This is a genomic window from Streptomyces sp., assembly GCF_031181555.1.
Classification (GTDB): Bacteria; Actinomycetota; Actinomycetes; order Streptomycetales; family Streptomycetaceae; genus Streptomyces; species Streptomyces fimbriatus.
In genome coordinates, this window is sequence record NZ_JAPSKQ010000159.1 from 1 (window position 1) to 10,923 (window position 10,923).

11 protein-coding genes and 1 pseudogene are annotated in these 10,923 nt (G+C 75.1%); 5 read left to right on the forward strand and 7 right to left on the reverse strand.

Annotated features, from left to right (window positions below; translation table 11 throughout):
* The 4 genes from RIM90_RS25440 to RIM90_RS25455 form a co-directional block, all read right to left on the reverse strand.
* The coding region (locus RIM90_RS25440) for an FAD-dependent oxidoreductase (RefSeq protein WP_309063086.1) at positions 1-932 on the reverse strand (932 nt) is incomplete at its 3' end.
* Positions 922-1,221, reverse strand: a complete 300-nt coding sequence (locus RIM90_RS25445) for a (2Fe-2S)-binding protein (protein ID WP_309063087.1) — start codon at positions 1,219-1,221, stop codon at positions 922-924. The genes RIM90_RS25445 and RIM90_RS25440, both read right to left, overlap by 11 nt.
* Positions 1,218-2,381: an FAD-binding oxidoreductase gene (locus RIM90_RS25450; protein ID WP_309063088.1), complete on the reverse strand. Its 1,164-nt coding sequence runs from the start codon at positions 2,379-2,381 to the stop codon at positions 1,218-1,220. Before RIM90_RS25450 ends, RIM90_RS25445 begins: the two co-directional genes overlap by 4 nt.
* Before the next feature lie 65 nt (positions 2,382-2,446).
* Positions 2,447-3,106, reverse strand: coding sequence for a hypothetical protein (locus RIM90_RS25455; RefSeq protein WP_309063089.1), 660 nt, complete (start codon positions 3,104-3,106; stop codon positions 2,447-2,449).
* A gap of 223 nt (positions 3,107-3,329) precedes the next feature.
* Between RIM90_RS25455 and RIM90_RS25460 the strand changes: the two genes are divergently transcribed.
* The 3 genes from RIM90_RS25460 to RIM90_RS25470 all read left to right on the forward strand — a co-directional run bounded on the left by RIM90_RS25460 (position 3,330) and on the right by RIM90_RS25470 (position 5,007).
* Positions 3,330-3,986, forward strand: a complete 657-nt coding sequence (locus tag RIM90_RS25460) for a helix-turn-helix transcriptional regulator (protein ID WP_309063090.1) — start codon at positions 3,330-3,332, stop codon at positions 3,984-3,986.
* A gap of 30 nt (positions 3,987-4,016) precedes the next feature.
* Positions 4,017-4,556 carry a toxin-antitoxin system, toxin component gene (locus tag RIM90_RS25465; RefSeq protein ID WP_309063099.1) on the forward strand — a complete coding sequence of 180 codons (540 nt, stop codon included), beginning with the start codon at positions 4,017-4,019 and terminating at the stop codon, positions 4,554-4,556.
* Positions 4,557-4,770: 214 nt separating this feature from the next.
* Positions 4,771-5,007, forward strand: coding sequence for a hypothetical protein (locus RIM90_RS25470; protein ID WP_309063091.1), 237 nt, complete (start codon positions 4,771-4,773; stop codon positions 5,005-5,007).
* A gap of 34 nt (positions 5,008-5,041) precedes the next feature.
* On the opposite strand, the gene RIM90_RS25475 is transcribed toward RIM90_RS25470, so the two are convergent.
* A complete protein-coding gene (locus RIM90_RS25475) occupies positions 5,042-5,719 on the reverse strand; it encodes a 4'-phosphopantetheinyl transferase superfamily protein (RefSeq protein WP_309063092.1) in 678 nt (225 codons plus the stop codon).
* Positions 5,716-6,576, reverse strand: a complete 861-nt coding sequence (locus RIM90_RS25480; protein WP_309063093.1) for a metallophosphoesterase — start codon at positions 6,574-6,576, stop codon at positions 5,716-5,718. Before RIM90_RS25480 ends, RIM90_RS25475 begins: the two co-directional genes overlap by 4 nt.
* Positions 6,577-6,879: 303 nt before the next feature.
* On the opposite strand from RIM90_RS25480, the gene RIM90_RS25485 reads away from it, so the two are divergent.
* Positions 6,880-8,043, forward strand: a complete 1,164-nt coding sequence (locus tag RIM90_RS25485) for an ATP-grasp domain-containing protein (RefSeq protein ID WP_309063094.1) — start codon at positions 6,880-6,882, stop codon at positions 8,041-8,043.
* A gap of 305 nt (positions 8,044-8,348) precedes the next feature.
* Here the strand turns inward: RIM90_RS25485 and RIM90_RS25490 are convergent, their stop codons facing one another.
* Positions 8,349-9,686 (reverse strand): 6-phospho-beta-glucosidase, encoded by a 1,338-nt coding sequence (locus RIM90_RS25490; RefSeq protein WP_309063095.1) that lies wholly within the window; start codon positions 9,684-9,686, stop codon positions 8,349-8,351.
* Between the two features lie 553 nt (positions 9,687-10,239).
* Between RIM90_RS25490 and RIM90_RS25495 the strand changes: the two are divergent.
* Positions 10,240-10,923, forward strand: a pseudogene (locus RIM90_RS25495) (IclR family transcriptional regulator); the annotation flags it as partial.

Sequence of the window (10,923 nt, forward strand, 5' to 3'; positions counted from 1 at the left end):
CCGCCGATGCCGGTGGCCTCGCCCGCGGCCCACACGCCGGGTACGTCGGTGCGCTGTTCCTCGTCGACGGCCACGGTGAGTCCGTCGAGCCGGCAGCCGAGGCCCTCGGCGAGGTCGGTGTGCGGGACCATGCCGTGCCCGACGGCGAGCGTGTCGCAGGGCAGGTGCCGCTCGGTGCCGGGCCGGAGCCGGCCGTGCGCGTCGAGCGCGGCGACGGTGACGCCGGTCAGCCGCTCGTCGCCGTGGGCGCGGACGACGGTGTGGCGGGCGAGGAACGGCACGCGGTGCCGCAGCAGTCCGGCCGCGTACCGGGCGCCCTCCGGAAGCTTGCCGGCGAGCGGCCCGGCGTACCGCACCAGGCGCCGTGGGTCCGCGGACTCCACCAGCGCGGCGACCGACACGCCCGCCGCCGCGAGCCCGGTCGCGACCGGCAGCAGCAGCGGCCCGGTCCCGGCGACGACGGCGGTCCGGCCCGGTACCACGAGCCCGCCCTTGAGCAGGGCCTGGGCCCCGCCCGCGGTGACGACACCGGGGAGGGTCCAGCCGGGGAAGGGCAGCACGACCTCGTGTCCGCCGGTGGCCAGGAGCACGGCGCGGGCGTGCACCTCGACCGGTTCCTCCTGCTCCGGCCCGAGCAGCGCGTGCACGGTCAGGCCGTCCGGCCGGCGCTCCACGCACCACACGTGGTGGTCCGTCAGCCGGCGCACCCCGCTCGCGGCGAGCCCGTCCCGCAGCCGGGTCCAGGTACGCCACCGGTGGTGCAGCGCCTGGGGCCGCTGCGCGCGGAGTCCGGCGGCGGGCCGGCGGTAGTACTGCCCGCCCGGCTCCGCCGCCGCGTCGACGAGGGCGACCCGTACGCCGCGCGCGGCCGCCGCGAGGGACGCGGCGAGTCCCGCCGGGCCCGCGCCGATCACCGCGAGGTCAGCGCGCATGTCCCGTCCCCTCCTGGGTGCGGATCACGTCGCCCGGCCGCGCCGGGACGAGACAGGCCCGTTGGTTGGGCCGGCCGTTCACGGTGACCAGGCAGTCGAAGCACACCCCGATTCCGCAGAAGACCCCGCGCGGACGTGCCTCGCCCCGCGTGGAGCGCCAGGAGGTGATGCCCGCCGCCCACAGCACCGCGGCGACCGTCCGGCCGGGCAACGCCCGAAGCGGCCGTCCGTCGAACGTGACCGTGAAGGCGGGACCGGGCCGCGCTCCGGCCGACTCCAGTGGATTCACCGCTCGGCCTCCTCGGGCTCCGGGGGGAAACGGTCGGGCCGGAAGGGCGTGAGGTCCAGCTCCGGTGCCTGTCCGGTGAGCACGCGTGCGATCAGCCGGCCGGTGCCGGTGGCCAGCCCGATGCCCGCTCCCTCGTGGCCGCAGGCGTGGAGTAGACCGGGCGCCCGGGGGTCGGGACCGATCGCGGGCAGGTGGTCGGGCAGATACGGCCGGAAGCCGGCGTACGTCCGCATCACCCGTACGCCGGACAGGAAGGGGAACAGCCGGGTCGCCCCCGCGGCCAGGGCCCGCACCGCCGGGAGCGACACGGACCGGTCGAAGCCGACCCGCTCCCGGCTGGCGCCGATCAGGACCGGCCCGGCGGCGGTGCCCTCCACCACCGGGGAGGTCCGCAGCGCCGCCGAGTCGTCGGCGACGTCGGCCACGTAGTCGGCGGCGTACACCTTGTGCCGGATGCGGGGCGGCAGCGGTTCGGTGACCAGGACGAAGCCGCGTCTGGGCAGGACCGGCAGGAACACCCCGGCGCGGGCGGCCAGTTCACCGCCCCAGGGGCCGGCCGCGTTGACGACCGCGGGGGCGTGGAGATCGCCCCGGTCCGTGCGCACCCCGCGCACCGTGCCGTCGGCCCCGCGCAGCACCCGGATCACCTCCCGGCCGGTGAGCAGCCGGGCCCCCGAGGCGCGCAGGAGGTGGGCCGCCGCGAGGGCGGGCATCACCTGGGCGTCCTGCGGATAGTGCACGCCTCCCGCGAGACCGGCCGCCAGGCGGGGCTCCAGGTCACGGAGCCGGTCGGCGGGCACCGGGGCGGCCGCCACCCCGTCCGCGCGCTGCCCTGCGGCGAACCGGCGCAGTACGCCGAGCGTCTCGGGTGTCCCGGCGACGACGAGTCCGCCCTTGGGTTCGTACTCGACGGCCCTGCCGAGCTCCTGGGCGACTTCGCCCCACAACCGGTGGGAGAGCAGGGCCAGTTCGAGCTCGGGTCCGGGTGCCTTGTCGGAGACGAGGAGGTTCCCCTCCCCCGCGCCGGTCGTCCCGCCGGCCACCGGGCCCCGGTCCACCACGGTCACGTCGAGGCCCGCCCGGGCCGCGTACAGAGCGCATGCGGCGCCCGTCATCCCGGCGCCCACCACCACGACATCGCAGGTCAGCGACTCGCTCACACCAGTACCATGTCACATGGCACAGACGCGGGGAAGAGGGCGTGCGCCCACCCGGGGCGCGCCGCTCAGTCGGCGGCCGGGACCACCCTGAGGTGGGAGGCGGTGCGACGGACCCCGCGGTTCCTCGCGGGGGCACGGCGCGCTTCCCGCAGGATCAGCGTCAGCCGGGTGCAGTCCATGCCCTGGAGGGTCCTGGTGGTCTCCGCGACGATGCGGCAGTCGGTGGCGCCCCAGCGCGGGTCGGGATGCAGCAGCGGCCGTACGGCGCCGTCGTGTTCGGCGGCCTGCTCGCCGACGGCCCTCAGCCAGTGCGGCAGGCCGTGCCGGTAGGCGGCCTCCATGATCGGGTCCTGGGCGATGTCGCGGCGGATGGCCTGCAGTCCGTGGTCGTGTCCGTACCGCTCGGCGGACTTGGCGAAGTGGGCCAGCATCGGCAGGCACCAGCTGGACTCGTGGTCGCCGAGCACCGTGGCGGCGTCCGGGTGGAAGAGGACGAACCGGAGGAAGTTGTCGGTGGGCAGGGCCGTCGGATGCGGTCCGACATCTCGAAAAAGTGTCCGGAAAGCACGGTTGGTCAGCAGTACGTCCCAGCGGTGGTCGACCACCAGGGAGGGGAAGGGGACGGCTTCGAGGAGCGCGGCGTAGTCCGCCAGATAGGCCTGGGCCTCGGGAGTCTCGGGGACGGGCCGCGGTGCCGGCCGCTGCCCTCCTGCCTGATATGCCATCGGGAGGTCACCCCTCTTGCCTGTGCGGCCCTGACGCGGCGCCCCGATCCTGCTGCCCCGACGCGAGGCGTGTCAACTATCGTGGCATTTCATGCCGGTTGACGGCTGAAATTGGCCACAGTTGTGGCGAGACCTGGATGTGAGTTCGAACCACCGGCTAGTCTCCGTGAAGTTCAGGGCAACCGCTTGTGAGAAGCCTGTGAGAGACGTAGGAGATCTGTCGGTGACGGGTGGCTTCGAGGGTCCGGGCACCGCGCCGACGACCGCGCTGCCGGCCGTCGTCGCCCGCGTCACCGCACTCGCCGACCGGCTCGGCGTACCGCACGCCGAGGTCTTCGACGTCGGTCGGCTGTCCACCGCCTCCGGTGTCCCGGAACCCGTGGTCAAGGCACTGCTGAGCGGCCGGCCCGCGGGCGAGCCCGATGTCCAGGCCCGGTTCGTGCAGCGGCTGGACCTGCTGCGCCGCACCCGTCTGAAGCCGAACGGCCGCAGGTACACGCAGCAGGAGATCGCCGACGGCGCGGGCATGTCCCGGCAGCAGGCCGGCGCCCTGATCAACGGCGACCGGCGTCCCACCATGGAGCACTGCGACGCCATCCAGCGGTTCTTCCGGGTGCACGCCGGTTTCCTCACCGCCGAGGACCCCGAAGCGCTCGCGAGCGCGCTCCAGCACACCGAGCAGGAACTGCTGCAGAAGCTCGCGGACCGTGAGCGGGAGGCGGCCGCCGCGGCCGGCGACCCGCTGGAGCGGCTGCTGCAGGATCACGGGGTGCGCGGGATCGCGTGGCGGGCCGCGCAGCTGCCCACCGACCAGCACCGCGACAAGGTCGCGGAGTGGCTGGACATGCTCCTGGAGAGCGTCCAGCGGCCCGAGTCGTGACCGGGGAGAGCCGTGGGCATCGGTAGGGAGATGCGCCGCCTGTGCGGCGAGTTGGTGGCGGAGCTGACGCTCCCCGTCCCGGCGCGGCCCGCCGATCTGTACGCCGCCCTGTGCGACGCGATGAGCAGGCGCCGCGGCCGGCCCGTGCAGTTCCGTACGGCGGCGTTCCCGCCGGGGACCGCGAGCGGGTTGTGGCTCGACATGGCGGACCAGGACCTCGTCGTGGTCGAGGAACGCACGGCCCCCGACCACCAGCTGGTGATCCTGGGCCACGAGCTGTGGCACATGAAGGCCGGGCACTGCGGCCGTCATGTCCAGGGCGCCGAGGTCGCGACGCGCTTACTCGGTGAGGACACCGACGAGGAGACCCTGCGGGCGACCGTCCTGAGGGTCGCCGCGCGCACCCGCTTCGACCTCGCCGAGGAGAAGGAGGCCGAGGCCTTCGGTCTGCTGCTCGCCAGCAAGTGCCGGACGTGGCTCGCCGGTTCGTCGCTGCGGGGACCGGTGCAGCGGGACCACCTGGCGGGCCGGATCGAGGCGTCACTGGGCTACCTGGGCCCCCAGGGCTGAGGCGGCGTCCGCGGGCGCGGCGGGCGGGCGCGGCGATCCCGTGCTCCGGCGCGCGGGCCCCCCTTCCCCGCTTCCCTTCGCCGTCCGTCTCCGCCGGGTGGGCGAAGCGGCGTGCGGCGGGACCCGATTGTCAGTGGTGGGCGGCAAGCTGGGAGGTGCGCCCCCTCGGTGCGGGGCGCGGGACCCATGACCACGACACGGGGAGAGCCGAGCGATGCCCACCGCCGTACTGACCGACCGCGAGCGCACCGCCGTCCAGGCCTATCTGCGGCTGCTGCACACGGTGCGCGCCGCCTTCGACGCGCAGTCCGGCCCGCCGGACGCCCCGAGGCCCTCGGTCGTGCCGCCCTCCGTCCTCGCCGAGGCGGAGGCCGCCCTGGCCCGGGCGGGGCTGACCGGCAACGAGGAGGAGTTCTTCCGCATGGTGCGGGACTGGTGCCCCGAGCCCTGACCGGCCGAGCCGCACGCGCCGCGGCCCGGTGCGGTCAGCCGTGCGGTACCGCGACCGCCGTCGCGACCAGTCCTCCCTCGGTGGTCCAGCGGCCGTCGAAGTGGTCGAGGCGGCGGTCGCCCACCCGGGGGCCGGGGACGAGGAGCGCCGCCCGGAAGCCGCCGCGCGTCCGCTCGCCGGGGTCGCCGAAGAACTCGATGTCGGCCTCCAGGAAGTCCAGCCACTTCCCGGTGAGCGGGAACCACGCCTTGTAGACGGACTCCTTGGCGCTGAACAGCAGCCGGTCCCAGTGCACCGCGGGCCGCTCCGCGGACAGCCGCTCGACCCGCGCCGCCTCCCCCGGCAGGGAGACGGCGGCCAGGACGCCCTCGGGCAGCGGCCCGTGCACCTCGGCGTCGATGCCGAGGGAGGCCAGGTCGGCGGCGCGGACGAGAGCGGCGGCGCAGTAGCCCTCGCAGTGGGTCATGCTGCCGATCAGCCCGTCCGGCCAGACCGGGGCCCCCCGCTCGCCGGGAAGCACGGGCCGCGCGGGCACGCCGAGCTTCTCCATGGCACGGCGGGCGCAGGAGCGTACGGCGGTGAACTCCCGGCGGCGCTTGGGCACCGCCCGCGTCATCAGCGCCGCCTCCTCGGGATACAGCGGGGCGTCGGTGCCGTCGTCGCCGTAGGCCTCCACGGCGACGACCGTCTGCGGCAGCAGTTCCTCGATCACCGGTCCCCGTCCTTTCCCGGCAGGATCCGGCGCAGCCTGCCCGGCGGTCGCTCCCGTTTGCGCCACTCGCGGGGGTAGCCCACCGACACCTCCTCGAAGCGGACGTCGTCCTGCCATGTGGTCCGCGGGATGTGGAGATGGCCGTAGACCATGGTGTGGACGTTGAACCTGCGGTGCCAGTCGTCGGTCAGCGTGGTGCCGCACCACATGGCGAACTCGGGGTACCACAGGACGTCCGTCGGGTGCCGGTGCAGCGGATAGTGGTTGACGAGGACGAGGGGAAGGTCGTCCGGCAGTCCGGCGAGCCGGCGTTCGGTCTCGGCGACCCGGGCCCGGCACCAGGCCTCCCGGCTCGGGTACGGGTCGGGGTGCAGCAGGTGCTCGTCGGTGCAGACGACGCCGGTGCCGTGCGCGTACGCCAGTCCCTCGTCCTTGGTGGCGCACCCGGCCGGCAGGAACGAGTAGTCGTACAGCAGGAACAGCGGTACGACGGCCACCGGGCCGCCGGGGCCGTCCCAGACCGGGTAGGGGTCCTCGGGCGTGATCACGCCCAGCTCGCGGCACTGCTCGACGAGGTGCTCGTAGCGGGCGGCACCGCGCAGGGTGACGGTGTCGCTCGGGTGGGTCCACAGCTCGTGGTTGCCGGGCACCCAGACGACCCGGGCGAACCGGCTGGAGAGGGTCTTGAGGGCCCAGCGAATATCCTCCACGGTCTCCGCCACGTCACCGGCCACGAGCAGCCAGTCCCCGTCCGACTCGGGCCGCATCCGTTCGACCAGGGCGCGGTTCTCGTCGTAGCCGATGTGCAGGTCGCTGATGGCCCACAGGTGTCCGCCGCCACCGGTCCCAGCCGTCATCCCTCGCCCCCCTCAGCGGTCACGAACGACACCACGAGATCACATCCGTGCCGCCGGGACAAGGGCGAACCGCCGTCGCGCGCACCGCCGTCCGGGGGCTTCCGGCGGGCGCGTGGCGCGGCGAAGACGCCGGCGCGGCCGTAACACGCGCGTGGCACGGGACCGCCCGCCGAAGCCGTATGATCTGCCCGACACCACCGCCATGACATGCCCTTCGCACGGGGCGGTTCGGTGACCCTCCATACGTCCTGCCCGGGCAACGGGCCGCCGAGCCCTGCCCGCGAACCGTGAAAGGCGGCCTGCATGGTCTCTTGCGTACGCGTCTGGCTCAACCGCACGTACGCGGAGAACGTGTTCTTCATGGATCAGCTGAGGAGAAATCCCAGCGACCGGGCCGTCGAGATCCATGCCACCCACGGCGACCCCGACTCCCCCGTGCTGGCCGCCGCCGACACCGCCGAACTGGAACCCGAGGGCCTGTCCCCGGCGGCATATGTCGAGTACGCGCTCGCCCAGTGCGAGCGGCGCGGCATCGACGTGTTCGTGCCCCGGCTGCACCAGGCGGCGATCGTCGCGCACCGTGCCGAGTTCGAGGCGGCCGGTACGGCGCTGCTGGCACCGCCGCCCGAGGCGGTGGCCGTCTTCCGGGACAAGGTGATCGCCTACGAGGCGGTCCAGGCGATCGGGGTGCCCGTGCCGCCGTGGTGGCGGGTCCGGTCCGCCGACGAACTCGTCGCGGCCGTCGAGGAGTTGGAGGGGCGGGGGCACCGGGCCTGCCTCAAGCCGGCGTCCGGCGCGGGAGGGGTGGGCTTCCGCGTGATCACGCGGGCGCCCTTCTCGCTCACCCAGCTGAGCGGCTTCCCGAGCCCGTACGTGCCGCTCGACCTGGTGCTGGACGCGGTCCGGCGGGCGGACGAACCGGTGGACTGGCTGGTGATGCCGCGTCTGGAGCAGCCCGAGGTGTCGGTGGACTGCCTCACCGGGCCCGACAACCGGATCCGGCTGGCGGTCGGCCGCACCAAGAACGGCCGCCGCAGGGGCTTCACGCTGCACGAGCAGTGGCTGGAGCCGGCCCGGCGGATCGCGGAGGGCTTCGGTCTGCACTACTTGTCCAACATCCAGTTCCGGATGCTCGGCGAGCGGCCCGTGCTCATGGACGTCAACACCCGGCCGGCGGGCGGTCTGCACCAGCTGTCGCTGTGCGGGGTGAACGTCCCGTGGGCCGCTGTGCGGATGGCGCTCGGGGAGGACCCGGGCGAGATGGCGCCGCCGTTCCTGGGCCAGGACTACACGGTGGTGTCCGGACCGCGTCCGCTGCGCCCCGTGTCGTTGCCGCAGCAGCGCGCCGACGCGGCCGCCCTGGACGCCGTACCGGCCCCGGCGGCGCCCGTGGAGCCGAGGACGGCGGCCGCTCCGGGCCGGCTGAGCGCCTCCTCCGCGGACACCGCGGCCGGGGCACCTGCCTGAGGCCCTGCCCGTCCCGCGGACGGGGACCGGTCCCGTGCGGCGGCGCGGCGGGCCGCCGCTCCGGCACGGGCCCCGGCACGGCCGCCGTGCCGGGGCCGGAACTTTTTCCGGAGAATTTTTCGCGTGGGGTGTATCAGGCGCCGGGTCGCGTGCTCTTAACGGCGTAGGAGAACGGGGGAATCCGCCCGGGGGGGGCGGGGGAAGCACGGGGGAACCGGGGGACTCGGGTCGGTCGGTCGCTGTCACGGGGGGCGACCGGCCGGCCCGAGGCGGGTGCTCTGCCTCGCCGGGGTCTCTCGTGCGGATCAGGTGAGGTAGGCGAGGCCGGGGTGGACGGCGGTGTAGCCGTCGACGAGCCGGCGGGCCACGTTCACGGAGTCGACGAGCGGGTGCAGCGCGAACGCCTTGAGCGCCGTCGCACGGGAACCGGACTCGGCGGCGGCGAGCACCGCGCGTTCGACCGCCTTGACGGCGCACACCAGGCCGGTGGCGTGATCGGGCAGCGGGTCGGTGGGGACGGGGTGCGCGCCGCCGGCGTCCACCCGGCAGGGGACCTCGACGACGGCCTCCGCGTCCAACGGGGAAAGGGTGCCGCGGTTGCGGACGTTGAGGATCAGGGTGGTGCGTTCGTCGCGGGCGATGGCCCGCATCAGGGCGAGGGCCACCTTCTCGTAGCCGCCGGACAGGTCGTCCTCCTCGCGGTCCCCGGCGCCGGCGGTCTCGCGGTTCTCGGCCATGTAGGTGGCTTCGCGTTCGGCGCGGGTGCGGTTCCAGAGGTCCAGGGCGGAGGTGCCGGGGTCACGCGTCCCGGCGTAGAAGCGGGCCTGCTGGTCGAGCAGGAAGGCCCCCCGGGTCCGCTCGGCCCGCCGGGAGGAGCGCACGGCCTCACGGTGGAAGTAGTAGTAGTGCAGGTACTCGTTGGGGATCGCGCCGAGCGACCGCAGCCAGTCGGCGCCGAAGAGCCTGCCCTCCTCGAAGGAACCGAGCAGTCCGGGGTCGGCGAGCAGGCGCGGGAGCTCGTCGCGGCCGGCGACGCGCACCGAGCGCACCCAGCCGAGGTGGTTGAGGCCGGCGTAGTCGATCCACGCCTCGTCGGGGTGCGCGCCGAGCACCCGGGCGATGCGGCGGCCGAGGCCCACCGGTGAGTCGCAGATGCCGATGACGCGGTCGCCGAGGTGGCGGGACATGGCCTCGGTGACCAGGCCGGCGGGGTTGGTGAAGTTGATGACCCAGGCGTCGGGGGCGAGGCGGGCCACCCGCCGGGCGATGTCGACGGCGACGGGCACGGTGCGCAGACCGTAGGCGATGCCGCCCGCGCCGACCGTCTCCTGGCCGAGGACCCCCTCGGCGAGCGCGATCCGTTCGTCGTGCGCCCTGCCCTCCAGGCCGCCGACGCGGATGGCGGAGAAGACGAAGTCGGCGCCGCGCAGCGCCTCGTCGAGGTCCGTGGTGGCCGTGACCTCGGGGGCGTCGGGCACCGAGGCGGCCTGCTCGGCCAGGACACGGGCGATCGCCCGCAGTCGGCCCTCGTCCCGGTCGTGCAGCACGACCCGGGTCACCCGCCCCTCGGCGCGGTCCCCGAGCAGCGCCCCGTACACCAGCGGCACGCGGAATCCCCCGCCGCCCAGAATCGTCAGCCTCACCTCTGCACCTTTCCGCGGCACCGCCCGGTCACCGGCCCGGACCGGGTGCTGTCGACCGGCACCCCGACGACCTTACTCGCGGCGCCCGCCGCACCGGCCCGTCTCCGCCGCCCGGCGCGGGCCGCCCGGGTCCGGCGCACCCCACCGCCACCACCGGGCGGGGCCGGCACCCGGCTGCCCGACGGCGACGGCACACCCGCGGCGGCGCACCACCGGAGCCCCGGCCGCCTCCGCGCACACGGCACCACCGTCCTGCCCGGCACCCCGCCCGACCACCGTCCCGCCCGGCGCCCCGCCCGTCGGCCGCGGCACGGTGCGCGCGCCGCGATCCCGTCGGGCGCGTGCGTGCCGGCGGCAACCGCCCGCACGTACCGACAGGGCACGGACCGACCGGCCGGGCGCTACGGTGTCCGCGCGACCGCCCCGGGGGTCACCGCGGCCCGCCGCTCGCGCGGACACCGTGGACGACGGCCCGGCGGCCGCGCACCGCTCCCCGCCGACCCGACGCACCGGGAGACAGCCGGCCACGACCGCCCGCTCCGCGCCCGACCGTCTGCTGTCCGTGCTCGCCGCCTTTGACCACGAGCATCCGGCGCTGCCCCTGACGGACATCAGCCGCCGGGCCGAGCTCGGTCTGACCACCGCGCACCGGCTGGTGGACGCCCTCACCCGGTGGGGCGCGCTGGAGCGGGACGGGGCCGGGCGGTACCACGTCGGACTGAGGCTGTGGGAACTCGCCGCGCCGGCCCCGCGGGCGCTCGCGCTGCGGCAGGTCGCGCTGCCGTACCTGGAGGACCTGTACGAGGCGACGCACGAGAACGTGCAGCCGGCGGTGCGCGACGGAAGCGAGGTCGTCTACATGGAGTGGCTGTCGGGACGCTCGGCGGTCGGCGTGCACATCCGGGTCGGCGCCCGCTGGCCGCTGCACGCCACCGGGGTCGGTCTCGCGCTGCTCGCGCACAGCGGGCCCGGGCTCCAGGAGAGGAGTACTGCGCGGGCCCGCTCGCCTCCTTCACCCCGTACACGGTCACCGATCCGGCCCTGCTGCGGCGGATGCTGGCCGAGGTACGGCGCTCGGGGGTCGCGGTGAGCGACCGGCAGGTCACCCCGGACGCGCTGTCGGTGGCGGCCCCGGTGCGCGGGCCGGACGGCACGGTGGCCGCCGCCGTGTCGGTCGTCGTCCCCCGGGACGGCGCCCAGGTCCCGGCCCTGACCCCGGTACTGCGGCTGGCGGCCC

What these genes read in the sequence shown, in the direction of transcription:
- RIM90_RS25455 (WP_309063089.1), bottom strand. Translation starts at nt 3,106, where the DNA reads ATGGCATATCAGGCAGGAGGGCAGCGGCCGGCACCGCGGCCCGTCCCC.
- RIM90_RS25465 (WP_309063099.1), top strand. Translation starts at nt 4,017, where the DNA reads ATGCGCCGCCTGTGCGGCGAGTTGGTGGCGGAGCTGACGCTCCCCGTC.
- RIM90_RS25470 (WP_309063091.1), top strand. Translation starts at nt 4,771, where the DNA reads ATGCCCACCGCCGTACTGACCGACCGCGAGCGCACCGCCGTCCAGGCC.
- RIM90_RS25480 (WP_309063093.1), bottom strand. Translation starts at nt 6,576, where the DNA reads ATGACGGCTGGGACCGGTGGCGGCGGACACCTGTGGGCCATCAGCGAC.
- RIM90_RS25485 (WP_309063094.1), top strand. Translation starts at nt 6,880, where the DNA reads ATGGTCTCTTGCGTACGCGTCTGGCTCAACCGCACGTACGCGGAGAAC.